This window comes from Cyanobium sp. A1C-AMD, from assembly GCF_024346495.1.
Taxonomy (GTDB): domain Bacteria; phylum Cyanobacteriota; class Cyanobacteriia; order PCC-6307; family Cyanobiaceae; genus Cyanobium_A; species Cyanobium_A usitatum.
This window is the reverse complement of the sequence record NZ_JAGQDB010000010.1, coordinates 1-25,287: the sequence shown is the minus strand read 5'-3', so window position 1 is coordinate 25,287 and position 25,287 is coordinate 1. Positions and strand designations below refer to the sequence as shown.

General features: G+C 62.4%; 29 protein-coding genes, 1 other RNA gene and 1 pseudogene. 18 read left to right on the top strand and 13 right to left on the bottom strand.

From position 1 onward, the window contains the following. Window position 1: 1 nt before the first annotated feature. From KBY74_RS03300 to psaK, 5 genes are read left to right on the top strand one after another with little or no spacing between them, the layout of a single operon-like run. Entirely contained in the window at window positions 2-868 is an 867-nt protein-coding gene (locus tag KBY74_RS03300) for a hypothetical protein (RefSeq protein WP_254941490.1), read from the top strand. Window positions 869-872: 4 nt separating this feature from the next. Next, window positions 873-1,178, top strand: coding sequence for a DUF2499 domain-containing protein (locus KBY74_RS03295; protein WP_254941489.1), 306 nt, complete (start codon window positions 873-875; stop codon window positions 1,176-1,178). After that, entirely contained in the window at window positions 1,175-1,504 is a 330-nt protein-coding gene (locus KBY74_RS03290) for a DUF3593 domain-containing protein (RefSeq protein ID WP_254941488.1), read from the top strand. The genes KBY74_RS03295 and KBY74_RS03290 overlap by 4 nt, the downstream gene beginning before the upstream one ends. After that, window positions 1,504-2,586: an ABC transporter substrate-binding protein gene (locus KBY74_RS03285; RefSeq protein WP_254941487.1), complete on the top strand. Its 1,083-nt coding sequence runs from the start codon at window positions 1,504-1,506 to the stop codon at window positions 2,584-2,586. Before KBY74_RS03290 ends, KBY74_RS03285 begins: the two co-directional genes overlap by 1 nt. A 55-nt stretch (window positions 2,587-2,641) precedes the next feature. Continuing rightward, window positions 2,642-2,899: a photosystem I reaction center subunit PsaK gene (psaK, locus tag KBY74_RS03280; protein ID WP_254941486.1), complete on the top strand. Its 258-nt coding sequence runs from the start codon at window positions 2,642-2,644 to the stop codon at window positions 2,897-2,899. 24 nt (window positions 2,900-2,923) lie between these two features. Here the strand turns inward: psaK and KBY74_RS03275 are convergent, their stop codons facing one another. Continuing rightward, complete coding sequence (locus KBY74_RS03275) at window positions 2,924-4,174, bottom strand: NAD(P)/FAD-dependent oxidoreductase (protein WP_315859029.1); 1,251 nt, start codon at window positions 4,172-4,174, stop codon at window positions 2,924-2,926. Further along, entirely contained in the window at window positions 4,122-6,050 is a 1,929-nt protein-coding gene (dxs, locus tag KBY74_RS03270) for a 1-deoxy-D-xylulose-5-phosphate synthase (RefSeq protein ID WP_254941485.1), read from the bottom strand. Before dxs ends, KBY74_RS03275 begins: the two co-directional genes overlap by 53 nt. 73 nt (window positions 6,051-6,123) lie before the next feature. Between dxs and ilvA the strand changes: the two genes are divergently transcribed. The 3 genes from ilvA to KBY74_RS03255 are packed head-to-tail and all read left to right on the top strand — an operon-like array spanning window position 6,124 to window position 8,544. Next, on the top strand, window positions 6,124-7,695 hold the full coding sequence (gene ilvA, locus KBY74_RS03265) for a threonine ammonia-lyase, biosynthetic (protein WP_254941484.1): 1,572 nt from the start codon (window positions 6,124-6,126) through the stop codon (window positions 7,693-7,695). 28 nt (window positions 7,696-7,723) lie between these two features. Further along, window positions 7,724-8,233 carry an SMC-Scp complex subunit ScpB gene (gene scpB, locus KBY74_RS03260; protein WP_254941483.1) on the top strand — a complete coding sequence of 170 codons (510 nt, stop codon included), beginning with the start codon at window positions 7,724-7,726 and terminating at the stop codon, window positions 8,231-8,233. Window positions 8,234-8,256: 23 nt separating this feature from the next. Further along, window positions 8,257-8,544, top strand: coding sequence for a YggT family protein (locus KBY74_RS03255; protein ID WP_106501631.1), 288 nt, complete (start codon window positions 8,257-8,259; stop codon window positions 8,542-8,544). Here the strand turns inward: KBY74_RS03255 and KBY74_RS03250 are convergent. After that, window positions 8,538-8,990, bottom strand: a complete 453-nt coding sequence (locus tag KBY74_RS03250; protein ID WP_254941482.1) for a hypothetical protein — start codon at window positions 8,988-8,990, stop codon at window positions 8,538-8,540. The genes KBY74_RS03255 and KBY74_RS03250 overlap by 7 nt on opposite strands. A 56-nt stretch (window positions 8,991-9,046) precedes the next feature. After that, window positions 9,047-9,376 (bottom strand): nucleoside triphosphate pyrophosphohydrolase family protein, encoded by a 330-nt coding sequence (locus KBY74_RS03245; RefSeq protein WP_254941481.1) that lies wholly within the window; start codon window positions 9,374-9,376, stop codon window positions 9,047-9,049. A 57-nt stretch (window positions 9,377-9,433) separates the two neighbouring features. On the opposite strand from KBY74_RS03245, the gene pyk reads away from it, so the two are divergent. The 6 genes from pyk (at window position 9,434) to KBY74_RS03215 (ending at window position 17,087) form a co-directional block, all read left to right on the top strand. Next, window positions 9,434-11,218, top strand: coding sequence for a pyruvate kinase (pyk, locus tag KBY74_RS03240; protein ID WP_254941480.1), 1,785 nt, complete (start codon window positions 9,434-9,436; stop codon window positions 11,216-11,218). Window positions 11,219-11,241: 23 nt separating this feature from the next. Beyond that, window positions 11,242-12,471, top strand: coding sequence for an ABC transporter permease (locus KBY74_RS03235; RefSeq protein WP_254941479.1), 1,230 nt, complete (start codon window positions 11,242-11,244; stop codon window positions 12,469-12,471). A gap of 132 nt (window positions 12,472-12,603) precedes the next feature. Beyond that, window positions 12,604-12,936, top strand: a complete 333-nt coding sequence (locus KBY74_RS03230; protein WP_254941478.1) for a DUF1830 domain-containing protein — start codon at window positions 12,604-12,606, stop codon at window positions 12,934-12,936. A gap of 58 nt (window positions 12,937-12,994) precedes the next feature. Next, window positions 12,995-14,911, top strand: coding sequence for an ATP-dependent zinc metalloprotease FtsH (gene ftsH, locus KBY74_RS03225; RefSeq protein WP_254941477.1), 1,917 nt, complete (start codon window positions 12,995-12,997; stop codon window positions 14,909-14,911). Between the two features lie 357 nt (window positions 14,912-15,268). Further along, the gene (locus tag KBY74_RS03220) at window positions 15,269-16,348 is read left to right on the top strand and encodes an ecdysteroid 22-kinase family protein (RefSeq protein ID WP_254941476.1); all 1,080 of its coding nucleotides are present in this window, start codon (window positions 15,269-15,271) and stop codon (window positions 16,346-16,348) included. Next, window positions 16,341-17,087 carry an outer membrane protein gene (locus KBY74_RS03215; protein ID WP_254941475.1) on the top strand — a complete coding sequence of 249 codons (747 nt, stop codon included), beginning with the start codon at window positions 16,341-16,343 and terminating at the stop codon, window positions 17,085-17,087. The genes KBY74_RS03220 and KBY74_RS03215 overlap by 8 nt, the downstream gene beginning before the upstream one ends. Window positions 17,088-17,156: 69 nt before the next feature. On the opposite strand, the gene clpP is transcribed toward KBY74_RS03215, so the two are convergent. Then, complete coding sequence (gene clpP, locus KBY74_RS03210) at window positions 17,157-17,747, bottom strand: ATP-dependent Clp endopeptidase proteolytic subunit ClpP (RefSeq protein ID WP_106501623.1); 591 nt, start codon at window positions 17,745-17,747, stop codon at window positions 17,157-17,159. Between the two features lie 76 nt (window positions 17,748-17,823). On the opposite strand from clpP, the gene psb29 reads away from it, so the two are divergent. After that, the gene (gene psb29 / locus KBY74_RS03205; RefSeq protein ID WP_254941474.1) at window positions 17,824-18,540 is read left to right on the top strand and encodes a photosystem II biogenesis protein Psp29; all 717 of its coding nucleotides are present in this window, start codon (window positions 17,824-17,826) and stop codon (window positions 18,538-18,540) included. Here psb29 and KBY74_RS03200 read toward each other — a convergent pair. The 4 genes from KBY74_RS03200 to petN are packed head-to-tail and all read right to left on the bottom strand — an operon-like array spanning window position 18,500 to window position 21,400. Beyond that, on the bottom strand, window positions 18,500-19,795 hold the full coding sequence (locus KBY74_RS03200; RefSeq protein WP_254941473.1) for a hypothetical protein: 1,296 nt from the start codon (window positions 19,793-19,795) through the stop codon (window positions 18,500-18,502). The genes psb29 and KBY74_RS03200 overlap by 41 nt on opposite strands. Then, on the bottom strand, window positions 19,792-21,129 hold the full coding sequence (locus KBY74_RS03195; RefSeq protein WP_254941472.1) for a CofH family radical SAM protein: 1,338 nt from the start codon (window positions 21,127-21,129) through the stop codon (window positions 19,792-19,794). The genes KBY74_RS03200 and KBY74_RS03195 overlap by 4 nt, the downstream gene beginning before the upstream one ends. Continuing rightward, entirely contained in the window at window positions 21,126-21,278 is a 153-nt protein-coding gene (locus tag KBY74_RS03190) for a hypothetical protein (RefSeq protein ID WP_193486092.1), read from the bottom strand. Before KBY74_RS03190 ends, KBY74_RS03195 begins: the two co-directional genes overlap by 4 nt. A 20-nt stretch (window positions 21,279-21,298) precedes the next feature. Beyond that, window positions 21,299-21,400: a cytochrome b6-f complex subunit PetN gene (petN, locus tag KBY74_RS03185; RefSeq protein ID WP_106501620.1), complete on the bottom strand. Its 102-nt coding sequence runs from the start codon at window positions 21,398-21,400 to the stop codon at window positions 21,299-21,301. A 70-nt stretch (window positions 21,401-21,470) separates the two neighbouring features. On the opposite strand from petN, the gene clpS reads away from it, so the two are divergent. After that, window positions 21,471-21,767 (top strand): ATP-dependent Clp protease adapter ClpS, encoded by a 297-nt coding sequence (gene clpS / locus KBY74_RS03180; RefSeq protein WP_254993370.1) that lies wholly within the window; start codon window positions 21,471-21,473, stop codon window positions 21,765-21,767. Then, window positions 21,767-22,084, top strand: coding sequence for a DUF2103 domain-containing protein (locus tag KBY74_RS03175; RefSeq protein ID WP_106501619.1), 318 nt, complete (start codon window positions 21,767-21,769; stop codon window positions 22,082-22,084). Before clpS ends, KBY74_RS03175 begins: the two co-directional genes overlap by 1 nt. On the opposite strand, the gene KBY74_RS03170 is transcribed toward KBY74_RS03175, so the two are convergent. After that, on the bottom strand, window positions 22,039-22,437 hold the full coding sequence (locus KBY74_RS03170) for a hypothetical protein (protein ID WP_254941470.1): 399 nt from the start codon (window positions 22,435-22,437) through the stop codon (window positions 22,039-22,041). The two genes, KBY74_RS03175 and KBY74_RS03170, sit on opposite strands and share 46 nt — an antisense overlap. A gap of 81 nt (window positions 22,438-22,518) precedes the next feature. Between KBY74_RS03170 and KBY74_RS03165 the strand changes: the two genes are divergently transcribed. Beyond that, window positions 22,519-23,166 (top strand): NAD(P)H-dependent oxidoreductase, encoded by a 648-nt coding sequence (locus KBY74_RS03165; protein WP_254941469.1) that lies wholly within the window; start codon window positions 22,519-22,521, stop codon window positions 23,164-23,166. Window positions 23,167-23,174: 8 nt separating this feature from the next. On the opposite strand, the gene ssrS is transcribed toward KBY74_RS03165, so the two are convergent. The 3 genes and pseudogenes from ssrS to KBY74_RS03150 form a co-directional block, all read right to left on the bottom strand. Then, window positions 23,175-23,356: non-coding RNA, 6S RNA (gene ssrS, locus KBY74_RS03160), on the bottom strand. Between the two features lie 15 nt (window positions 23,357-23,371). Beyond that, the gene (locus KBY74_RS03155; RefSeq protein WP_254941468.1) at window positions 23,372-24,544 is read right to left on the bottom strand and encodes a 5-(carboxyamino)imidazole ribonucleotide synthase; all 1,173 of its coding nucleotides are present in this window, start codon (window positions 24,542-24,544) and stop codon (window positions 23,372-23,374) included. 51 nt (window positions 24,545-24,595) lie between these two features. After that, window positions 24,596-25,287: pseudogene (locus KBY74_RS03150) on the bottom strand (hypothetical protein); the annotation flags it as partial.

Here is a 25,287-nt window from a genome sequence, read left to right as displayed (position 1 = left end):
GATGGTCACCGTTGAGACACTGGAAGCTCTGGATCTTTTGATCTGGCTGGGGAGTGGTGTCCTAGCCGGAGATCGGGCCCGCTGCAATCAGAGCACGGTCTCCCGGCGGGTCAGTCAGGCCGAGTCCAACCTCGGCCTCAAGCTGCAACGCAGAGGCGGCCAGTGGCACCTGAGCGGAAATTCCCTGCTGGTGCGAATGGAGAGAGAGGTGCACCAACTCAATCGAATCCATGGCCATCGCCCCCTGCGGCTTCAGGCTCCAGCCTGGAGTCAAGACCACCTACTAAGGCCGCTGCCGAAGAACTGGATCATCAACCCCAGCGACGCGCCGGGGTCGCCCCATCACTGTCTGGACCTGCTGAAGGAGCGGGTGGTCGACGCCTGCCTGGCAACCCTGCCCGAACGACCGTCCAGCGACGACCATCGCTTCACCTGTTTCGACCTCTACCGCTCGCCAATCCATCTGGTGACCCTGGCGGACTCTCGTGTGGTTGATATCTCCAGCCCAACCCGACTGGAGATCGGATCGTGCTGCCAGATCGCGACCTTCCCGTTCAATCCCCGCGCCCAGAAGCTGTTCATCCAAAACTTCTTCCAGCATCACTTCCAGCCAGAGCAGGCCTACGCCGTCGCTAAACAAAGTCAGAAAGAGGCCGTGTACTTCGCCAACAGCCTGATACTCAAGACCCTGCGAACCACCCTGCCGGTGGTTGAGCTCGATGTCGCCGTGCCCTCCCATTACGTCGAGAGCTTGGTGGTGCTGCACGACAACCGAAACGCGCCGGCCATTGCCGAACTGGTCGACACCCTGCGCCGTCGCATCCAGGACCTGTCACGCTCCGAAGAGAAGCTCACGCCCCTGCTCTGACCCCATGCATGCCCTCTCCCTACCCACCTGGTGGATTCACGTCACCTCGGTGCTCGAGTGGGTGGTAGCGATGGTGGCCGTGCAGCGCCTGGGGGTGGCTCGCCGGGAGGGCGGTTGGCGTTGGTTGAGCCTGGCAATGATGCCGGCCTTGGTGAGTGCCATGGCTGCCTGCACCTGGCATCTGTTTGACAACAGCCCAAACCTGCAGGGCCTGGTGGTGTTTCAGGCGGGCCTCACCACCATTGGCAACGCCGCCCTGGCCCTAGCGGCCTGGAACTTGCTGCGCCAGCAGCGGCAGGCGGCGCCATGAACGGCCCCCTCGGCTGGCTTGCCGGCATCGACCCCACGCCGTTGTTCGTGCTGTCGCTACTCCCCTATCTGGCCTTCCTTTGGTGGGCAGGGCGGATTGAGGGGTTCCCCAAGCTGGCCCTGCGGGGCTTTCAATTCACCCTGGTGTTTGTGGCCGTCACCATTGCCGCCGCCATCGTGGCCCAACTGCGCTATGGCGAGCTGCTGGCCAATGTGGATCCCCTACATGGGGGAGCTGAATCGCTGCTCACGATCTCCAACCTGCTGGTAGTGCTTGGCTTCAGCGGCATTGGCGCCGTGATCACGGCCCAACCGCCCCGATCCTGATGCTCTGGCTTCTGGCGATCGTCGTCAGCCTTGCCGCTGGGCCCAGCCAGGCTGCACCCGTATTGAGAGTCGGCGTGGCGGATGGCTCCCAGCCCTGCTCCTATCGCCAGCGGGGCAGCTGGAGTGGCATGGCCGTGGAACTGTGGCAACAGGTCGCCGACCAGGAGCAGATCCCCTATGTACTTGTGCCAGCAGACAACACAACCGAGCTCCTGGCGGCCACCAAGCGCAACGAAGTGGACGTTGCGATCGGCTGCATCACCATCTCACCAGAACGCATCCGCCAGAACCGCTTCAGCCTGCCCTTTCAGGAATCGGGCTTGGGGGTGATGGTCAAACGCAACCAGCTGGAGCTCGGCAGTTCCCTGCTGCGCAGCCTGCTGGCGCCTGATCTGATCAGGCTGCTGCTGGCCTACGTGGTGCTGATAGGCATGTTGAGCGTGGCTGTCTGGCAGGTGGAGCGCAACGGCAGCAAACCCAGCAGCTGGGAGATCGGGCCGCGACGCGCCTTCGCCCTGATCTTCCAGGTGCTGGCCACCGGCCCTGGCACAAACACCGTTGTTGTTAGTACACGGGGCCACACCTTTGTCTTTGTGGCCTACCTGGTGCGGATCATCACGGCCTCGCTGCTGGTCAGCTACGTCACCTTGAACGTCGTGCGGGGCAACCAGGAATTGGCGAGCCCCAACATCCGCAACCTCAACGATCTCGCCGGCCAGCGGGTTGCCGTGCGGCGTGGCACCGTCAGCGACGACCTTCTGCAAAGACTCAACGACTCTGGCCTGCAGCCGCCGATTCAGCTGCGCGAGCTGGATCAGGTGATCCGCGCCGACAGCCTATTGGTGGCTGATGCGGTGGATGCGGTGCTCGCCGACGACATCCAGCTCGACTTTTTGCTGCAGCAACTGCCCCACAAGCGCTACGGGCTGGCTCTGCGCAACCTCAACCCCCAATCCCAGGCATTCGCCCTCTCGCCAGGCATTAGCGAAGACCTCGAAACCCGGATCAATGAAGCGCTTGGCAGGCTCAAGCGCGATGGCGTAGTCACCCGGCTGCGGCAGCAGGCAATGAACAAGTCTTAAGCCGGGTGATCCAGGGGCGGTGCTGCCCGGAAGATGGGGCGTTGGCACCTGCTCCATGATCGCTCCCCTCCTGGCCCTTGCCCCCGCCACCATCAGCTGGTCACCCAAGGTGGCGCTGGTGATGATTGTCTGCAACGTGATTGCCATCGCCCTTGGCAAGGCCACAATCCAACATCAAAACGTTGGTCTGAAGCTGCCCAGCGCCGGCCTATTTGGCGGTTTCAGCCACGGCGCCATGCTCGGCACCTTGAGCCTCGGCCACATCCTCGGCATGGGCGCCATCCTTGGCCTGGCCTCCCGCGGCGTGGTTTAAGGGCCTGGGTTCCAACCTCAGGGCTCAGCGCCAACCCAGCAAGTAGGGCAGCGCTTTAAGCCCGTAGCGCTCAAAGCGGTAGTCAAACAACAGGGCGGAGAGATCCTCCGCCCGCCGGGTTTGCAAGCCCGCCAGCAGGCGCTCCAGGCGAGCATCGGCCCTGGCATCAGCCAGTCCTAGCCAGGTGCGCCTAGCTAGGCGGCCACTCAGGCTCCAGCGCCAGCCCAGCTCCCGCCTTAGCAGGCTCGGGTATTGGTCTAGGACGGCACAGCCAGCTTGCTTGGCCAGGGCCTTCAGCAGCAGCGGTGCCAGCACCCGGGCACTGGCTAGGGCGTGGCGGATGCCCTCCCCACCCAGCAGGTTGGCCGTGCTCACAGCATCACCCAGGCCGATCAACCTGCCCAGCCGGTGTGGTTCATGGCGGCGGACCGTGCTGCGAATGCGGCCCCCATGGCGATCGAGCACCTCGGTTTGGCCTAGGCCGCAGCGCTGCACCAGGGCGCCCAGCTCCAGAGCCAGCGCTGGCTGGGCACGGCTGGGATCGGCCAAGCGGCACACCCCCACCTTGAGCTGGCCCGGTGCCATCGGAAATATCCAGCCGTAACCCTGGCGTACCCAGTCGCTGCCAAGGAAAAAACTGAGCCGGTCTGCCCAGGGCCGGTACTGCTCGGGATGCACCTGCAACAACCATTCCACCCCCAGGCCGGCCACCAGCGGATCGGCCAGCTTTGCCTGCTCGCCAATCAAGGCTCGGCCCTCGCCGCTGGCATCCACCAGCCAGCGGCTGCGCAGCAAGCGGCGACCAGCAGCGCCATCGCGCACCACGGTGCAAACGCCAGCGCCATCTTGATGCCAGCCAATAGCCGTAACGCCGAGCTGCAGGCGGGCGCCCCAGGCCTGGGCCTGGCCAGCTAGCCACTGGCGCAGGGCGCTAAAATCGAGCACGGCGCCGAGGGGTTGCTCTGCGCTCCACAGCCGCCGCTGCTCGCCTGGTCCCACCAGCTGCCAGCCACTCCAGCGCGCCGCCACAACGTGAGCGGGTATGCCAAAGCGATCGAGGGTCTCAAGCGGCAGGGCCGCACTACTAAAAGCCGCCTGCCCCAAATTCTTAAGCCGATCAACCAGCAGCACATCAACCCCAGCCTGGGCAAGTAGGCGGGCTAGCTCAGCACCCGAAGGGCCAGCACCCACCACAAGCACCTCGCAGTCGTAGGGCTCCGGTTCAGACAGCAACGGGCGCAGCTGCAGCAGGGAGACTGCTTTGAAGGGGAGCACCAAAACGGCTGATGATCCGCTCCGCCATCTGGAGCGGGGTGAGGCCCAGGCTCTGCTTGCTCTGCTCCGGGCTGGCGTGGTCCACGAGCACATCGGGGATGCCGATGCGCAACACGGGCACCAGCACGTCGTGGTCGCTGAGGGTTTCCACCACGGCGGCACCGAAGCCACCAGGGAGGGCGCCCTCCTCCATGGTCACCACCTTGCCGATGCGCTTGGCCATGGGAAGAATCAAGGCCTCATCTAGGGGCCGCAGGAAGCGGGCATTGATCACGGCCGCCCGCAGACCCTTTTCCTGCAGCAGTCCGGCCGTAGCCATCGCCGGAGCCACCATGGCGCCATAGGCCACGATCAGCAGGTCGTCGCCGTCGGTGAGCAGCTCGCCCCGGCCGATCTCTAAGGGTTCAAAACCCTCTTCTGCCAGAGGCACCCCCTCGCCTTCGCCGCGGGGAATGCGCAGGGCGCAGGGGCCGCTGTGGTGAATTGAGGTCACCAGCATGCGCTGCAGCTCAGCCTCATCCTTGGGGGCCATCACCGTGAAATTGGGGACGGCGCGAAAGTAGCTGATGTCGTATTGCCCCTGGTGGGTAGGGCCGTCGGCGCCAACGATGCCGGCCCGATCCAGCACAAAGGTGACCGGCAGGTTCTGGATGCCGACGTCGTGAATCAACTGGTCGTAGGCACGCTGCAGGAAGGTGCTGTAAACAGCCACGACGGGCTTGAGCCCTTCGCAGGCCATGCCAGCCGCCATGGTGACGGCGTGCTGCTCGGCGATGCCCACATCGAAATACTGCGCCGGAAAAGCCTTCTCCAGCAGATCCAGGCCGGTGCCGGTGGCCATGGCGGCGGTGATGCCCACCACGGTGGGGTCCTGTTCGCAGAGCTTCACCAGCGTCTGGCCAAACACCTTGCTGTAGCTGGGCGGCTTCGGCTTGCTGGAGGGATAGGCCTTGCCAGTGGCCAGATCAAAGGCGCTCTGGGCGTGATAGCCCACCTGATCGGCCTCGGCGTAGGCGTAGCCCTTGCCCTTGGTGGTGGCCACATGCACCAGCACAGGACCCTCGGTGCGGTGGGCCTGTTCAAAGGTGCGCACCATGCCGGCGATGTCGTGGCCATCGATGGGGCCGATGTAGGTGAAGCCCAGCTCCTCAAACACCGCACCCACCTTGGGCACCGCCAAACGCTTCATGCTCTCTTTGAGCGTCTTGAGCTCGTTGGGCAGCTCGCCGTGCAGGAAGGGCAGGTGCTTGATCGCCTCCTCGGCATTGCCCTGCAGAAATTGCAAGGGTGGGCTCAGCCGCATGCGGTTGAGGTAGGTGGAAAGGGCACCCACCGGCGGGCTGATCGACATGTCGTTGTCGTTCAGCACCACCACCAGCTTGGTTTTCGGCAGGTGGCCGGCGTGGTTGATCGCCTCTAACGCCATGCCACCGGTGAGGGCGCCATCGCCGATCACCGCCACACATTTGAAGTCTTCCCCGCGGCGATCGCGGGCCAGGGCCATGCCTAGGGCAGCCGAAATCGAGGTGCTGGCGTGTCCGGCACCGAAATGGTCAAAGGGGCTCTCGCTGCGCTTGAGGTAGCCGGCTACCCCGTTCTTCTGGCGCAGGCTATCGAAATCCTTGTAACGGCCAGTTATCAACTTGTGGGGGTAGGCCTGGTGACCCACGTCCCACACAACTTTGTCGTGGTCGAGATCGAGGGTTTGATAGAGGGCGAGGGTGAGCTCCACCACTCCCAGCCCGGGACCCAGGTGCCCGCCGCTGGTGCTCACCACCTCCAGATGGCGCTCACGAATCTGGCGGGCAATGGCTTCAAGCTCTGCCGTGCTCAGGCCGTGCAGCTGATTCGGGTGACTCAGCTCGCTGAGATGCATGCACAACCCTGGAGGTGGGGTGCAATCTAGGCCTTGGCTTCCGCCCAGGGGTGCGAATTGCGACACTGGTGGAATGAGCGAGGCCCCTGAGAGCTATCTGCAACGGATCCTGCGGGCGCGGGTCTACGACGTGGCCATTGAGTCGCCACTGGATCCTGCGCCGAATCTCTCGGCGCGCCTGCACAACCGGGTGCTGCTGAAGCGTGAGGATCTGCAGCCCGTGTTCAGCTTCAAGCTGCGCGGCGCTTACAACAAAATGGCTGGCCTCTCGCCTGCCGAGCTGGAGCGGGGCGTGATCGCCGCCAGCGCAGGCAACCATGCCCAGGGAGTGGCGCTAGCCGCCCAGAAGTTGGGCTGCAAGGCCGTGATTGTGATGCCTGTCACCACACCGGAGATGAAGGTGAAGGCGGTGGCGGCCCGGGGGGCCGAGGTGGTGCTGCATGGCGACAACTACGACGACGCCTGCACGGAAGCCACACGACTGGGCCTTGAGCGGGGGCTCAGCTTCATCCATCCCTTTGACGATCCCGATGTGATCGCCGGTCAAGGCACGATCGGGTTGGAGATCCTGCGCCAGTGTTCCTCGCCGCCTGACGTTATTTATGTGGCCGTAGGCGGTGGCGGCTTAATCGCCGGCATTGGGGCCTACGTCAAAACCCTCTGGCCCCAAGTTCAGATCGTTGGCGTTGAGCCGGTGGACGCTGATGCCATGACCCGCTCCCTAGCCGCCGGGGAGCGGGTGCAGCTTGAGCAGGTGGGCCTTTTCGCCGATGGCGTGGCGGTGCGCCGCGTCGGTGAGCTCACTTTTGAATTGGCGCAGCAAACGGTGGATCGCATGGTGACAGTCGACACCGACGCCATCTGCGCCGCCATCAAGGACGTGTTCGAAGACACCCGTTCGATCCTGGAGCCAGCCGGAGCCCTGGCAATAGCCGGCATGAAGCGCGATGTGGTGCAACAGGGCTTGCACGGCCAAACCTTGGTGGCGGTGGCCTGCGGCGCCAACATGAACTTCGACCGGCTGCGCTTCGTGGCCGAGCGCACTGAGATCGGCGAAGACCGCGAAGCGATGCTGGCGGTGGAAATCCCCGAACAGACCGGCAGCCTGCGGCGCTTCTGTGGCGTGCTGGGCCAGCGCAGCCTCAGCGAGTTCAGCTACCGGCTGGCCGATCCCAGGGTTGCTCACATTTTTGTAGGGGTGCAGACCAGTGGCACGGCCGACGAGCAGCAACTGATCAACGACGTGCAGAACGCCGGCTTCCCCTGCCTCGACCTCTCCAACAACGAGCTGGCCAAGCTGCACCTGCGCCACATGGTGGGCGGCCGCCTGCCCGCCAGCGCTGGCCCGGCGCTTGAGCAGGGCGAAGAGCTGCTCTATCGATTCGAGTTCCCCGAAAAACCAGGCGCCCTGATGGCGTTCGTAAACGCCTTACACGCCAACTGGAATATCAGCATTTTTCACTACCGCAACCACGGCGCCGACGTGGGGCGGATCGTGGTGGGGGTGCAGGTGCCTCGCGCTGAAAGACCCGCCTGGCAGGAGTTCCTCGACGGCCTGGGCTATCAGCACTGGGACGAATCGGCCAACCCTGCCTACAAGCTGTTTTTAGGCCCCAGCTCAGCGCCCCTGCCAGCCCTGGCATGAGCCAAAAAAGCTGCGGTAACCTGCGGGCATGCAAAGCACGGGGCTGATTCAGGGCCTATCCCTGCCCGCCCGGATGGAGGCGATCCTCTACTTGAAAGGCCGGCCCCTCAGCCTGGCAGAACTTGCTGAGATCGCTGCGGTTAGCCGAGAGGAGGCGGAGCTTGGCTTGATCACCTTGATTACCGACTACGCCCACCGGGATACGGCCTTGGAAGTGCGGCAAGAGGGAAACCGGTACAGCCTGCAGCTGCGCGATGGGCTGGCCGACCTGGTTCAAAACCTCCTGCCCGTGGACCTATCCACGGCCGCCCTGCGGACCCTGGCCACGATTGCCTTAAAAAAGCGGATCTTGCAATCGGATCTAGTCGAGTTGCGCGGCTCCGGCGCCTACGACCACATCAAGGAGCTACTGGCCCAAAATTTCATCGAGCGCAAGCGCCAAAGCGAGGGCCGCTCCTACTGGCTCACCCTCAGCGAGAAGTTCCACCGCACCTTCGCCATCAAGGCTGAGGCTGACCTCTGGAAGCAAGCTGCCTAGAGTTGGCCCACTAACAAAATTACATGGACGCCCTGAGTTTCCTGCTGCAGGTTCTGGCCCAGACCCTCAGCATCTACACCCTGGTGTTGCTGGTGCGGGTGTTGCTGAGCTGGTTTCCCAATCTCGACTGGAGCAACCCCGTGCTTTCGACGGTGAGCTCGATCACCGATCCCTACCTGAATGCCTTCCGCGGCCTGATTCCGCCCCTAGGCGGCCTAGACCTTTCGGCGATCGTGGCCTTCATTGCCCTGCAACTGGTGCAGAGCCTGCTCGAAGGCGCCAGCGTTTCGGTGCTCGGAGCTGGTTACTGATCAGCTAATGCCTGTTCAAGGGGCAGCAGCTCGTCATCGGCGCCAGCGCGGCTGCGCACTGGAGCACTGAAACCCCTTGCCTTGACATTTCTGAAGCTGAGCGGTCCAGGGGTGCCAGCCGGCACCGATAGGCGCAGGGCAAAGGCAGAGGTGCCTGGTGGCACATCACCAATCGAACCCACCCGGGTGCGGTTTTGCAGCACCGGCTCGCCACTTGAATCAACGATCAGGGCAAAGACGTCGGTATCAACAACGGTCTTGCGGGTGGGATTCACCACGCTGCCGCGCAGGGCGTAGCAGCTGGCACCAGCCGGGCGCCGCAATTCCGGCTGGGCACCGATGTCCTCGGCGGGGCAGGGATCGATGCTCAGCTCAGATACCTGCAGATCTGCTGCCCAGGCAGGAGCTGGCAGCACCAGCGCACCAATGACTAGGAGGGCGAGCAACCGCGCCAGCCACTTTGCAATCTCATGCCGTGGCCCAAGCTCAAAACCTTGCTTGCTCACCGCCTGTCACCACTGCCTCCAATCACGTTACGGGCGGCGCGGCTGGCCAGTTTGTCGAGGTTGGTCTGGGCAATTTGCTCTAGCTCCAGGCCAAGTTCAGTAGCGAGCTGGGCCACGTACCAGAGCACATCACCAAGCTCGAGCTGCAGGTCTGCAATCACCTCAGGCGAAAAATTGCCCTGACGGTCGCGCAGCACTTTTTTGACCTTGTCGGCCACCTCGCCAGCCTCACCGCACAGCCCCAGGGTGGGATAGATGGGGTTGGCGCCGGCATCTGGGTAGCGGGCCGTGGCGCGGCAACCCTCTTGGTATTGCTGAAAATCCACCTATGGCAGCCCATTGCAGGCCTGGATGGTAGTTTCCAGTCGTCTGTTGGCGTTTACATGCCCCAGCCCGATCTCATGCGTCGCACCAAGATCGTGGCCACGATCGGGCCTGCCACGGAATCCGCCGAACGTCTGCGCGAGTTGGTGGCCGCCGGCGCCACTACTTTCCGGCTCAATTTTTCTCACGGCGACCACAGCGAGCATGCGGCTCGCATCGCCACGATTCGTCAGGTGTCAACGGAGCTGGGAATTGAGCTCGGCATCCTTCAAGACTTGCAGGGTCCCAAAATTCGTTTGGGCCGCTTTGCCGATGGGCCGATCACCCTGGCCAAGGGCGATCAGTTCACCCTCACATCCAGGGATGTGGCCTGCAATCAGAAGATTGCCACCGTCACCTACGCATCTCTGGCCGATGAGGTGGTGCCAGGCAGTCGCATCCTGCTGGATGACGGTCGGGTGGAGATGGTGGTCGACAGCGTCGACAAGCCGGAGCAGACCCTGTTCTGCCGCGTCACCGTTGGTGGAGTGCTCTCTAACAACAAGGGGGTGAATTTCCCCGATGTGCAGCTCTCAATCCGTGCCCTCACCGAGAAAGACCGCATTGATCTGGCCTTTGGGCTGAAGCAGGGGGTTGATTGGGTGGCCCTCAGCTTTGTGCGCAACCCCTCGGACATGCGCGAGATCCGGGAACTGATCCGCAGCCATGGCCACGAAACCCCCGTGGTGGCCAAGATCGAAAAGTTTGAGGCCATCGATCAGATCGACGACATCCTGCCCCTCTGCGACGGGGTGATGGTGGCTCGGGGCGACTTGGGCGTTGAGATGCCCGCCGAAGAAGTTCCCCTGTTGCAGAAGGAGCTGATTCGCAAGGCCAACAGTCTCGGCATCCCGGTGATCACTGCCACCCAGATGCTCGATTCAATGGTGAGCTGCCCCAGGCCCACCCGGGCCGAGGTGAGCGACGTTGCCAACGCCATCCTTGATGGCACCGATGCCGTGATGCTCTCCAATGAGAGCGCTGTGGGCGATTTCCCCGTGGAAGCGGTGGCCACCATGGCCATAATCGCCCGGCGCATCGAGCGGGATTACCCCCGCCGGGTGCTCGATAGCCACATGGCAACCACCATCCCCAATGCCATCTGCCAGGCGGTTAGCAGCATTGCTCGCCAGCTGAATGCGGCCGCAATTTTGCCGCTCACTAAGGGGGGCTCTACGGCTCGCAATGTCAGCAAGTTCCGCCCAAGTACCCCAATTTTGGCGATCACCAGCGAGGTGAATGTGGCCCGGCAGCTGCAGCTTTGCTGGGGCGTCAACCCCTTGGTAGTGGAGGAGCAGAGCTCCTCCACCAGCACCTTCAGCCTGGCCATGGGCATGGCACGCGAGCTGGGCTTTCTTCGCGATGGTGACCTAGTCGTTCAAACCGCCGGCACCCTCTCGGGTATCAGCGGCTCCACCGACTTCATCAAGGTGGGCATCGTCTCCGCGGTGCTCTCTAAGGGAACCGGCGTCGGCACTGGATCCGTGAGCGGTCGAGTTCGCCTGGTTGACAGCCCAGAGGCAGCGGCGGCAATCCAATCTGGCGAAATCCTGGTGGTGCATGAAACCTGCGCCGATTACGTCGAGGCGATTCGCAAAGCCAAAGGGGTAGTTACGGAAGCCGGTGGCCTCGAGAGCCATGCCGCTTTGATCGCCGAGCGCACTGGCGTACCAACGATTGTGGGTGTCTGTAACGCGATCGCAAACCTGCGTCAGGGGGAAATCGTGACCCTGGATCTGCAGCGCGGCGAGGTGCATCGGGGCGCCCGCAGCCACGACGCTGACGACAGACCCGCCATCGTTTAAGGCCAGCAGCCGCCACCGCAGCCATGCCAACCAAGCTCCCCATGCGGGAAACCGTAGGCATGGCCCTGAGCACCCTGCGCTCCAATCGGCTGCGCAGTTTGCTGACCATGCTCGGCATCGTCATCGGCAATGCCTCCGTGATCACCTTGGTGGGGGTGGGGCGAGGTGCCCAGAACCTGGCCGAAGGGCAGCTAAGCAATCTCGGCGCCAACGTGCTGTTTGTAGTGCCTGGCAGCAACGACACCCGGCGCCAGGGCATCGACTTCCCCAAAACCCTCGTGCTCGAAGATGCGGTCGCCATCGGCGAGCAGGTACCCAGCGTCAAGCGGGTAGCCCCCCAGATCACCTTGAGCGAGGTGGTTCAGGCGGGCGGCCTGAGCAGCACCACGTCAATTTCCGGTGTTACACCGGAGTTTCTGCCGGTTCGTCAATTTGAGATTGCCCAGGGGCGCTTCTTCACCGCCAGCGATCTCAACGGCGCTCGCAATGTCACCGTGGTGGGGCCCGACTTGGGCACAAAGATGTTTCCAGGCAAGGCGCCAGTGGGGCGCCAGCTGCGTATTCGCAACCAGCTGTTCGAAGTAATAGGCGTTCTTGAACCCAAGGGAGCCGTATTTGGTCAAAACCAAGACGAGAACGCCTATGTGCCCCTCAGCACCATGGTGAGCAAGCTTTCAGGACGCGACCCCACCTACGGGGTCAGTCTTAATTTCATCAGCGTCGAGGCCCGCGACGAGCAGAGCACGGGGGCCGCGAGCTTTCAAATCACCAACCTGCTCCGCCAGCGACACCGGATCCTGCGGGAAGACGATTTTGCCGTGCGTTCCCAGAAAGATGCCCTCACGATTGTGAGCACGATCACTGGTGGCCTCACCTTGATGCTGGCTGCCATTGGTGCCGTGTCGCTGCTGGTGGGCGGCATTGGCATCATGAACATCATGTTGGTGTCGGTAAGTGAGCGCACCGAGGAGATCGGCCTGCGCAAAGCCCTCGGGGCCCGCAGCGGCGATGTGTTGCTGCAGTTTCTGGTGGAGTCGCTGGTGCTGGCCAGCCTGGGGGGCGTGATCGGCAGCGCCGTGGGCCTTGGCACGGTGGCTGTGGTTGGCGTTCTGACACCCCTACCGGCATCGATTGGTGCGGCCACGGTGCTGGTCACGGTGGGGCTATCCGGTTCAATTGGCCTTTTCTTCGGCGTAGTGCCCGCGCGCCGGGCTGCGCGCCTCGACCCAATCGTTGCCTTGCGCAGCCTTTGAAACGCTCTGGAGAGTCGGCAGCGTGACGGGACGAAACCAGAAAAAACCATTAAAAACCAAAAACAGTGGCGTCCGTCACTAAACCCGCACTCAAGCCAGTGGCTTTATGGGTGGAGAAATCGGGATTCAGTCGTGGCCCACCTGGCGTGCAGTTACCGCAATACCAGCGATCGGATGGTGATCCTGCGCTGCATCGGTCCAGAGCAGTTCTTCCTCGAACGAGTGGTGTTTCCCTTCGAGCTGCTCAGCTTCCAGTGCCCACCAAGCAGCGTGGTGAAGATCTGGACCCACGGCCTAGGTGGGCCTGAATTGGTGGAGACAGTTAACGCAGGCGATCTGCTCAACGAGGCAGCTTCCCAACCAGCTCGATCAGCCCAACCGGCCCAACTCGAAGCGCTGCCCAGTTCGCGCGGCTACGTCCCCGGTCTGCTGGATGGCGAGCTGCCCTGGGCAACGGCCAGCTGAAGCTGGGCTCGGGGAAGGGTCCTGGCGCCGTTACACTTGTCAACAAAGTGTCTCAGCTATGAACCAGCGCTGGCGTCTGATTGCCCTCTGGCTGCTGCCCCTTGCAGTGGTCGCATTCCTCGGCTGGCAGCTGCTTGGTAACGGCGGCACGGCCCGTTTCAAACCAGAAGGCGCCACGGTTGCTCCCCGCAATGCGGCCGTAGCCCGCATGAGCTACGGCCGCTTCCTCGATTACGTCGATGCGGGCCGGGTAACGGCGGTTGATATTTTCGACGGCGGTCGCAGCGCAGTTATCGAGGCTGTGGATCCTGACCTCGACAATCGGGTGCAGCGTCTGCGCGTAGACCTGCCCGGTGTTGCTCCAGAGCTGGTCAACAAGCTCAAAGAGCAGGGCATCAGCTTCGATATCCATCCACCTAAAACCGCTCCACCAGCTCTTGGATTGCTCGGCAATCTGCTCTTCCCATTGCTGCTGATCGGTTCGCTGATCTTCCTTTCACGCCGCGGCAACGGCATGCCCGGGGGTCCAGGTCAGGCGATGCAATTCGGCAAAACCAAAGCCCGCTTCGCCATGGAAGCTGAAACTGGCGTCAAATTTGACGACGTAGCTGGTGTTGAAGAGGCCAAGCAGGACCTCCAGGAAGTTGTCACCTTCCTAAAAACCCCTGAGCGCTTCACTTCAGTTGGCGCCAAGATCCCCAAAGGGGTGTTGCTGGTAGGACCTCCCGGTACCGGCAAAACCCTGCTAGCCAAGGCAATTGCTGGTGAAGCTGGAGTTCCCTTCTTCTCGCTTTCAGGATCTGAATTTGTTGAAATGTTTGTTGGCGTTGGCGCCAGCAGGGTCCGCGACCTGTTCAAGCGGGCTAAAGAAAACAGCCCTTGTTTGATCTTCATCGACGAGATCGATGCGGTGGGACGCCAGCGTGGTGCTGGTGTCGGCGGCGGTAACGACGAGAGGGAGCAAACCCTCAACCAGCTGCTCACCGAGATGGACGGCTTTGAAGGCAATAGCGGCATCATCATTATTGCCGCAACAAACCGAGCCGACGTGCTCGATTCAGCCCTGCTGCGCCCAGGTCGTTTCGATCGCCAGGTTCAAGTTGATGTGCCAGACATCAAAGGAAGGCTGTCTGTGCTCAAGGTGCACAGCCGCGATAAAAAGCTGGCCGACGATGTGAGCCTCGAAGTTATTGCTCGCCGTACCCCGGGCTTCTCCGGCGCCGATCTCGCCAACCTGCTTAATGAAGCGGCAATTCTCACGGCCCGGCGCCGCAAGGAGGCAACTTCACTTGCCGAAATTGATGATGCCGTCGATCGGATCATTGCCGGTATGGAGGGCAAGCCCCTCACCGACGGGCGCAGCAAGCGCCTTATCGCATATCACGAGGTTGGCCATGCCCTCGTGGGCACCCTCGTTCAGGCCCATGACCCAGTTCAGAAGGTTACCCTGATCCCACGGGGTCAGGCCCAGGGACTTACCTGGTTCTCCCCCGACGAGGAGCAGATGTTGGTGAGCCGGGCCCAGCTCCGTGCTCGCATCATGGGTGCCCTCGGCGGCCGGGCTGCTGAGGATGTGGTTTTCGGCCACGCAGAGGTCACAACCGGTGCAGGTGGTGACATCCAGCAGGTCGCCTCGATTGCCCGCCAAATGGTCACCCGGTTTGGCATGAGCGATCTAGGCCAGGTCTCCTTTGAAGCAGGCAACCAGGAGGTTTTCCTGGGCCGCGACCTGATGACCCGCAGCGATGGCTCCGATCGCCTTGCCAGCAAGATCGATGATGCCGTGCGCCAAATGGTGCACAGCTGCTACGCAGACACGGTCAAGTTGGTGGCAGAGCACCGCGCCTGCATGGATCGGGTAGTGGAGCTACTGATCGAGAAAGAGAGCCTCGATGGCGAAGAATTCCGCTCCATCGTGGCCGAATTCACGGCAATTCCAGAGAAGGAGCGCTTCTCGCCCCTGCTGGCCGGCTGATCAAGCAGTCGCACTAGCCATCACAGGACCGGCATCCACGCGACTCGTCGTGGGTGCATTTTTTTTGCTCAGCTAGCCAGCGAGCCACCCAGCCCGCTGCCACTCGATTCGACTCCTCAGCTGCCTAACTGCTCTCAAACACTCTGAGGGAGATCATCCGGTCACCGGGCTCACCCACGTCCACGAAGTAGTAAGCAATAAAACTTGGCGGCACTGGTCCGATCCGTAAACCAACCCGTGTTCGAAACTCCTTTAGATGACCGATATGCAAGCCATGATTCGTAGGCAGGCACTTAAGGGAAGCGGCCCTAACCCAACTAAAGTTCCACACCAAAGCACTCAATTGGACTTCTTGGTATGGCGGCCATCGATCCAACAGAAACGCTGGTAAAGCAGCCCGAGCCGCAGTGGATCGGCGAGGCTCTCGGCACCAATGTAAAAAGCCTGGAGGCCAAGCTGCTGGGGGAGGGCAGGGGGTTTCAATCGACCACTTGGCGCCTGGAGCTGAACTGCGATCCACCTGAACAAGGGCCAGCAAGCGTAATTCTCAAAAGTGAAACCTCCAATAAGGACTTCAATGAGTTCAGTCGACTGAATAACGCCTTTGGTCGTGAGGTGGGTGTTTACACTCACTGCACGCCAAGATTGGAAAATCACAAACCCTCAGTCTTTGCAACCAATTCCTCTGAGCCATATTGGTTACTGATCGAGGATCTGACCCACCTACGTTCAGGTGATCAAGTAATCGGACTCAGCTACCAGGAAACGTTGGCCACGATTCAACGCATGGCAGCTATCCACGCCGAATTCTGGCTTGATCCTTCCTTACACGAGCACAGCTGGTTGCCAAACCATGGCTTCTGGTTTGCAGACTCCAAAGCCGAAATCGTTGATGATTTCTTTGCCACCTACGGCGTGGGCTTCGGCACGGATATTTGCCGTTTATATCGCGCCGTACTAGAGCAAAGCTCTGAAATTGATCAGGCTCTCAATGACAGGCCTTGGACCCTCTTCCATGGTGATCTGCGCGCAGACAATTTGCTATTCGGCCATACGCTGGAAGATCCGGAGTCGGTAATAATTGATTGGTCCTGGGCCAGCCGTAGTTCAGCCGCTATTGATATCGCCTTTTTGATTGGCGGCAGCACACCCCAGGCTCAGCGGCTTGGACGTCATGAAGACCTGCTGCTGGCGTGGCACCAAGAACTACTCAAGCTTGGAGTTTGCGATTACTCGCTTGAAGAGGCCAGGTACGACCTGCAATTAGCGGCTTTACGGACGATCACTGCCGGCATAGCCATGCATTCCTTCACGGGCCCAGATATTCCGATCCGGGCAGCCCTGTTCATGGATGATGCGATCCAGCGTCATGCGGCCTACGCCTTGGAAATTGACGCCTGGCAAGCTCTGCCCGATCCGAGTGCCTGGAATGCCTGATATTGATGTGAATCTCGCCAACCCGCCGCTGGCTCCCGGCCCCTATTTGCGCCTGGGTGCAGGCAGCGATTGGCCAAAGGCAAACGGTTTCAGTGACAACAACTGTGCCAGCCAGCAGCCCCCTGCCCTGTTTGGGTGCGGCACTGGCAATAACGGCCTAGCCCTTGGAGCTTCAGGCAGCTTCGAGCCGGCAGCAGTGATCGATGCCGCGGCGGGATATCGCTTCAACAGCTGGTTGCGGGCCGAAGCCCTGCTCAGCTGGAGGCCAGAGCTTGAGTTCAGCGGCCAAAGCAACTTCTCTGGGCGTGCTGGGGCCAACCAGCCTGTGACTGGCTCAGCCTCCTCAGTGGCCGGTTTTGGGGTTGCCTATGTCGATCTACCCAAAGTGGGCCGGGTTCGCCCTTTCCTTGGCGCCGGCCTGGGTGTCGCCCGCAACAGCCTTAGCTCCGTTAGCTATCGCTTCCCTGGCATCGCTGCTAATGCTGCAACGGTCACGCCCGATGGCAGCTCCAGCGATCTGGCCTACCTACTCACCGCCGGCATCAGCATTCCCCTTAAAAAGCGGCTAGATCTCGACTTGGCCTATCGCTTTAGCGACCTTGGGGATGTGCGCACCAACAGTGGTCAGGCTGGCTTGTCGCGACCGACGCTGCCAGCAGGCACCACAATCCCTATCGGAGGAACCCAGGCGGCCTTACAAGCCCATGGGGTGCAGCTGAGTTTGCGCTACTCGTTTTAAAAAACACTTTAAAAAACCTTTTTAAAAAACCCTTTATTCAGATATTGCCCGGGAACACCAGCCAATCCCTCAAACAGGACGCACAGGTCGTTTTTCGATGACCTTGTCAATTAAGCCGTACTCAACAGCCTCCGCGGGTGACATGAAAAAGTCGCGGTCGGTGTCTTCCTCAATGCGGGGCAGGGCTTGTCCCGTGCGATCGCTGAGCTCCTGGTTGAGCTTCTGCTTCAAGTAGAGAATTTCGTTTGCCTGAATACGGATGTCGCTGGCCTGGCCGCGGGCGCCGCCCAAGGGCTGGTGGATCATGATTCGCGAGTGGGTGAGGCTGCTGCGCTTGCCCTTGGTGCCAGCGCAAAGCAGAAAGGCACCCATCGAAGCGGCCAGGCCTACGCAGACGGTTTGCACATCTGGCTTGATGTGCTGCATGGTGTCAAAAATTCCCAGACCGTCGTATACCGATCCACCCGGAGAATTGATGTACATGAAAATATCCTTCTCGGGATCTTCTGCCTCAAGGAAAAGCAACTGGGCCACAACCCGGTTGGCCGACTCAGCAGTGACCGGTTCACCCAAGAAGATGATGCGCTCCCGCAGTAGCCGGGAATAGATGTCAAATGCGCGCTCACCCCGGCCCGACTCTTCAATAACGATCGGGATCATGGAGCTGCATTTGCGAGTGGTCCCGATCCTACTGAGCCCGGGCGGCTAGGGTCGACCAACCTTGGCCTAATCCAGCGTGAGTGCAGCCCTCACCGTTGCCGACAGCAAGCGGGAGTTTCACCGCGCCTTCCCCCACGTAATCGCGCCGCTCTATCGCCGCATGGTGGATGAGCTGCTTGTGGAGCTGCACCTGCTCAGCCGTCAAACCGGCTTTCGCAGTGATGCCCTGTTTGCCTGCGGCCTGATCCAGGTGTTCGACAGTTTTGCCCGGGGCTATCGCCCTGACGGCCAGCGCCTCCCCCTGCTCCAAGCCCTTTGTTCCGCTTCCGGCTTCGATGCCAACCAGTTGCGCCAGCAGCGTGACAGCGCCATGGCAGCCATGGGCAGCCACAGCGTCGAGCAGGTGAAGCAATGGATCGAACAGGAGGGTTCGGGCGCACCCGAACCCCTTGCGGCAGCTCTTGCTGACATCCGCCGCCCCGATTTCCACTATTCACGGTTGATGGCCGTAGGCCTGCTGAGCTTGTTGGAGCAGGCGCAGGGCGCAGACGCCTTGGATGCCTCCGCCCTGCGCAGCTATGCCCACGATCTGGGCGGCTCCATGGGCTTGCTGCGCGAGCGACTCGACAAGGACCTGAGTCTCTATGCCACCAACCTCGAGAAAATGGCCCAGGCAGTTGAGCTAATGGCGGAAACCGTTGCTGCTGAACGCCGTAAACGGGAACGGCAGCAACAGGAAGCCACCGAGGCACCTACCGAGATTGCAGCTGAAGCCGCCCAGTCAGCTGGCTGAGGGCTGAGCCAGGAGCAGCTGGCACTGCCGTCAGGCTGAGCTGGCTTGCCAGTTGGACGGGCTTGGGCAATTCGGGCGGCAGCAAGCCCCGCTCTGCAAGCGCTGCAGGCCGCAGCCGCAACTGCATCGAAGCGCCAAGGCCTGGCTGATTCAGCACAGGCGTGGCTGCTGCAGGAGTAGCGGCAGGTGGTTCGGGTCCAAGGAACAGCAGCAGCTGGGTGCTGCCTGAACCAGCCAGCACCCAGCGCCAACCTCCCACGACTCGCCCATCCTGCTGGCGCCAGAGCGTCGCGGCTAAGGCCTTGGAGCCAGATTGCGTCGCCTCGAGTCCCTGGGTCTCCAGCGGTTCAACAAGCCCGGCAAGCATCTGGTTCCAGGGACGCCGATCCCCTGAGACCGCCAACTGCAGCTCCAGACCCGTTTGGAAGGGCCCCTGGGCCAGCGGGCGCAGTCGCAAGACAAAGGGCACACGACGCAGCATGGTTATTTGGGCATCACCGATGCCGTAGCGAGCCGACAGCGGTTCCCGGATCAGCTGGCGGCTCAGCAGCCCCTGCAGTAAGCCCTCAAGGCCAGGACCGCGCCACTCCAGCAGCAACTCTGAAGGCAGGGGGGGAGGCACAACGGCTGGCAGCGCACGGCCTGGGGCGGCCAGCAGGCCGCTGGCGGCAGCTGCTTCTCCAGCGAGCCCCAGGTTGGCCCCCTCGAGCTCGAGACTCAAACATCCCTCCTGGAAGCGTTGCAGCAAAGGAGCTGCAGGGCCCGCCATCACGCCGAGGCCAAGGGGGGCCCAGAAAACCGCTTGCTCCTGCTGCAACCGCTGCAGACAGCGCTGCTCCAGACCGCGGCGCTGACGTTGGGCCAACTTGAGCTGGTCTTGCAATAGCCGCTTGGCAAGGGGATCGGCTGCCACGACCACGAGGTCATCAACCCGAATTCCATGGGGAGGCAGGGGGCTTCCTACTTGAAACTGATAGGCCAAAAAGGCGCCACCATCGCCATCGCGCCCCCAGAACTGCCACCAGAAGCGGCGCTGCTGACGCCAAATCCGACGCGCCTGAGCAGCGCCGAGGCGCTGGCTCCACAGGGCTGGCACCGGTCGCTCCGGGGCGGCGGGAAAGCTCTGCAGCAGGGCAGCCTGGCCAATCAACCGCTCCAGGCCCTCGGCCCGGGGCCGGGGGGATCGCAGCAGCAAGCCAGCGGGAAGCAGTAGCAACAGAACAGTCAGGGTGAGGGTCCAGCGCAAGCGGGTCACGCCACAGCTCCGTAGAGGGTGGTGCGGCGCCGCACCGGACGGCCAAGCCGCTGGGCAGCCGCCTCAAGCGCCTGGGGGGACTGGCGGGTGCCGCCGCAGGCACCGGCCATCGTGGTGATGTGTTCCTCCATCAAGGTGCCGCCCAGGTCATTGCATCCCCAGCGCAGGGCCTCGGTGGCTCCAGGGAGGGTGAGCTTCACCCAGCTGGGCTGGTGGAAGCGAAACCAGGGCCCCAGTAACAGCCGGGCCTGGGCCGTGAGCCGCAACATCGCTGCAGGGTCGGGCTGGTCCCGTTGCACCCGGGAGCGCAGGGCAGCTGGCGCCGAGGCGCCCACAAATGGCAGCAGCACAAACTCAGTGAAACCCTGGCGCTGATGCTGCCAGGCGTAGCGCTGCACCGCCACCAGGGTGAGCAGGTGAGCCACCACGTCTGCCGGGGACTCGATGTGGCCTGCCATCAGGGTGCTGGTGGCAGGCAAGCCGTGTTGGTGCACCTGAAGCATCACCGCCACCCACTCCCTGGCCGTGAGTTTCTCCGGACAGAGCACCTGCCGCACCGGCTCACTGAGCACCTCTGCCGCCGTACCCGGCACCGATCCCAGGCCAGCCGCTTGCAACCGCGCCAGCACCTGATCGAGGGGCAGCCTGTCGTGCTGGGCGAAATAAAGCAGCTCCTGGGGCGAAAAGGCATGCAGGTGCAACCCCGGTGCCGCCTGCTGCAACAGACCAAGCAACCGTTCGGCATAGGCCAGCTGACTGCCTGCCACCGTGGCGGCTGGATTGAGTCCACCCTGGATACAGAGCTCAGTGGCTCCAGCCTCAAGCGCCTCGACGGCTTTTTGCTGCAGGTCGGCTTCGCTAAGCCAGTAGGCGCCGGGGTCGCCAGCATCGCGGCGGAAGGCGCAGAAGCTGCAATGCTTGATGCAGTGGTTTGAAACGTTGAGGTTGCGGTTCACCACGTAGGTGACGATGTTGCCAGCCAGTTGTTGACGCAAGCCGTCTGCAGCGCGGCGCAGCAATTCATCCTGCTCGGCATCAGCGGTGCGGCTCAGCAGGATCAGACCGAGGGAGGCAAGCAAGGCCGGATCCCAGCTGCTCGGGTCGTGCTTATCAATATCACCACTGAGCGGCAGCTTCGGCTGGGCCGAGTCAATGGCCGCAACAAGTGCCTCTAGGTCGGGGATCTCTAGGTCAAGAGCATTTAGGTCGGGGGCTGCCGAAGGGCTAAAGGGCCGAGCTGGGGGTGGCACCAGCAGCTCTGCGGCGCTCTGCCAGGCCCAATCCGCTAACCCAGCGGGAGTGGAGGATGGTGGCGAAGAGCCGGCTGGGCTCACTTGCGGCGCTTGGTTTGAAGGGCGTTGCGACGGCGACGATCGCTCCACTCGATGATGGAGAGATAGATCACTCCTCCGCTGACAAACACCAGAAGCAACACCGCGATTGCGGAAAGCACCTGGGAGGCGGAGAGATTCAGCTCAGGCACAGAGGATCGTCAAAGCCAGGTCAGAACTTGATGCTGTTGTCGCCGTGACGACCCCAGACCACCATGGCGATGGAAAAGCTGAAAAGAGCAGCCAAGGAGGCCCAACCCGCAGAGATCAACATGGTGCAGCTTGCAATCGTTGAAGGCACTTTACCTAGGCTGGAGCCCTAAAGGTGTTCGTCGTTGCAGTCCGTGGTTGTGGTCCTTTCCTCCGCCAGCCCCGTTCAGGAGCGACTGCGCCTGCGCCAGCCATACCCCGATTTCAAGGTGGTGGTGCTTGACGACGACTTCAACACCTTTCAGCACGTGGTGGAATCACTGGTGCGCATCATCCCGGGCATGCTCGCTGATAAGGCCTGGGAGCTGGCCCACCGCATAGACGGGGAGGGTTCGGCGGTGGTGTGGTGCGGCCCCCAGGAACAGGCTGAGCTCTACCACCAGCAGCTGGGAGCAGCCGGCCTGACCATGGCTCCTTTGGAGCGGGCCTGATGGGCCGGGTGGTCATCACCCACAGCACCTACGTGGAGGGGCTGATTCCGCTGCTCAAGCAACTTGCGCTCTGCCCTGGCATCGACACCGTCACCCCGGCGGTTATCAGCCGCGTGCGTGGCCGCAGCAGCCAGATGCGGCTGCGGGTTTCAGCGCCCATCACCGGTGGGCACAAGCTCGTCGCCCGCCGCGGCAGCAGCGTGCAGGAGGTGTTTGTAGTCACCGGCTGGAGCCGCGAGCAACTGCAGCAGTGCCTAGATCGCTTGCTGGGTCAGACACCACCCAACAGCAACTCACCGGAAGGGGAACGCTCGTAGGACGCCGTTGCCTGAAACCGGGCAAAGGCGCCCCCCTCCCGAAACCAGGGCTCAAGCTCAAGGCTGAGCCCTTCGGGCTGCAGCTGCCAGCGCTGCTGAAGGTAGGCGGCATATTCCTCAGGGGTGCTTTGGGCGGCCTGCCAATGCACCACCGCGAAGCTCAAGGCGCTAACCCGCACGGTGCCCCCTTCTGATTCCTGAATCTCCTCTTCAAAAAGGAAGGTGCGGAAGCGATCCTGGGCGTCGCGTCCCTCGAGGCAGTATTTGCGCAAGTAGAGCTCCCGAGCGCGAGGAAAAACCGGGCCAGGGGCGAGGGCCAGAAGGGCTTCAAAGGCCTGCTGAAAGGACTCCATCGAGGCTGGCGGCCGAACCCGACCACGGCAGTAACAAGGTCCAGAATGGCCCCTGATCACCACCGTTGTCGCCACCCCACCATGCCGATCTCACCCCAGCAGCTCAATGGGGCCATGGCCTGGCGCTACGCCACCAAGGTGTTTGACCCCAGTCGCCGCATTGACGACACCACCTGGGCCGCCATGGAGGACGCCCTCGTGCAGAGCCCATCGAGCTATGGCCTGCAGCCCTGGAAATTTCTGGAGATAAACGACCCCGCCCTGCGCCAGCAGCTGCGCCCCGAATCGTGGAACCAGAGCCAGATCACCGACTGCTCCCATCTGGTGGTGTTCCTGGTGCAACGCCAGATCGGCGCCGCCGAAGCCGATCGCCTAATCGAAACGATGGCAGCCGTTCGAGGCCTCGATTCAGCCGCCCTGGCCACCTACCGCCAGATGATCGATGTCGACCTGATCAATGGCCCTCGCAGCCAGCAGATCGACCGCTGGGCCAGCAATCAGGTGTACATCGCCCTAGGCACCTTCATGACAGCTGCTGCCCTGCTCGAAGTGGACACCTGTGCCATCGAAGGCTTCGATCCGCTTGCTTACGACCGCATTCTCAACTTGGCAGACTCGCCCTACCGCAGCTGTGTGGTGTGTGCGGCTGGCTATCGCGACAGCAGCGATAAGTACGCCTCACTGGCGAAGGTTCGCTACGCCCCCGCCGAACTCATCGAGAGGCGTTGATTTGAAAGGGGTGGACCGCCGTGCCGTTTTGCCCCAGTGTTCGACCTGGTGGAACCAGAAGAGGGTCAAGGACGGGGCGCCGTTTCCGGCTACGAGGCCGGTTTACGTTGCTTCCGCTGCAGACCCCCATGTCGAAAAGGGAGTCAGATCAGAAAACTGTAAAAGGCAGTCACCAACAAGGCAGTCCTCTGGAAGTGTAGGCCGATTACGGGTTTTGCGGGGGCAGGGGCCAGATGGATCTGACCCGCTCTAAAAGCTGCTCCGCCTGGCCAGCCCTTTCCCCAGCTGTGACCCCGTGCAGCAGCAGGGTGACATGACCAAGCTTGCGTCCTGGGCTGGAGCCCTCCTTGCCGTACCAGTGCACCGTGGCCTCCGGTATGGCTGCCAGATCATCCCGCTGAGCCTGGTAGTCGGCTTCCGAACTTTCAAAGCCCAACAGATTCACCATCAGTGCCCCCGGCACCTGGAACTCGACAGACCCCATCGGCAGGCCAGCAACGATCCTCACCTGCTGCTCGAACTGGCTGGTATGGGCTGCCTCGATCGTGAAATGGCCGGAATTGTGGGTGCGGGGGGCGATTTCATTAACCTGCAAACCGCCCGGGCCATAAAAAAGCTCAATGGAGATCACGCCCACGTAATTGATCGCCGTGAGCAGGGAAGCGGCGATATTGCGGGCATATGCCTGCACCGCATGGGGCACTGAGGCCGGCGCCAGCACCCAGTCGCATACCTGCTGGTGCTGGTGGGTCTGCACCAACGGATAACAGCGCACGTTGCCAGCCCGGTCGCGGCAGGCGAGCTGGGAGAGCTCCTGCTCAAAATTGACAAACTCCTCAAGAATCCAGTCGCCTAGGGGCACCCTTGCCAGCAAGGCCGTGAGATCTTCAGGGGAGCGCAACACGGCTGTCCCCTTGCCGTCGTAGCCGCCGGTAGAGGCCTTGGCCATCAATGGGTAGTCGAAGCCTTCAGGCAACAGGCCACTGGTGGGCAGATCACACCAGCGCGGGCACGGCAGCCCCCGATCCTGCAGCAACTGCCGCTGGCCCCGCTTACTGACTAGGGGAGCGAGGGCCTCCAGGCTTGGCAGAAAGACGACTCCGTCAAAACTGAGCGGCGCCAGAGCCGGCAGGTCTACCCATTCGTTTTCAAAGGTGATCGCGCCACTGCGGCGCGCCAGCTCCCGGGTGGCCGCCACATCGTCGAGTTCAGCCAGCACCACACTGCTGGCAAGGGCAGTAGCGGGATCCTGAGCCCCTGGTGTCAAAACATGCAGGGGCACATTGAGCTTGCGGGCAGCGGCGGCAAGCATCAAGGCCAATTGGCCGCCACCAACTACACCGATAGCAACTGCAGCGCTAGCAACTGGCTCAGTCACAGGGTTGGCACCAGCCACGGATCTTGGAACTCGCCGCGTGCACCGTATGAATCAGGAAGCCCCGTTGAACTCGTACCAGGCCACAAGCAGCTGATAGGCAGCATTGCGGCGGACCCAAAGCCTGGAGTCACCACCCTGATCTGGATGCCAATCCATCACTTTACGGCGCCAGGTAGCGCGCACATCCTGCCAACCGCTGCCTGGTAGTACTCCCAGCTCTTCGCAAGCCTCTCGGTAGCAACTCAGGAAGGCATCGGAACCGGTAGCGGTTGTTGGGGCGGCAGCCACAAAAGCTGGCGCGCCCTGCTCCAAACGGTCCACCACTTCCTGGGCCTGCTTGCTGGCCTGAACCGCCGCCGCCAGCTGCTGGCGGGCCGTATCCATCTGAGCCCCCAGAGTGCCAGCCAGCTTCTCCACCTGGCGTTGGGCTTGCTGGGCAGTGGCCAGGGCCTCGGCCCGCCCCTGGCCACTGCTGGCCACAGCAGCATCGAGGCTGGCCGTGGCCCGGCTGCAGCTCTGCTGGGCCTGCTGAATCTGCTGGTCCATCGTTGCCATCTGACTGGACACATCTGCAGCGACCGCCTGGGTATCGGCCTGGGCAGCCTGCGCTGAGCTGATCGCCCGGGAAGCTTCGCTGCGCAATCGGGCCAGCTGGGCCTCCTGGTCGCAGCGGAGTCGGTCTAGAGCCGCCTGGGCTTGGCTTGCCTCGCTGCGTAGCTGGGCCAGCTGCTGCTCCTGACTGG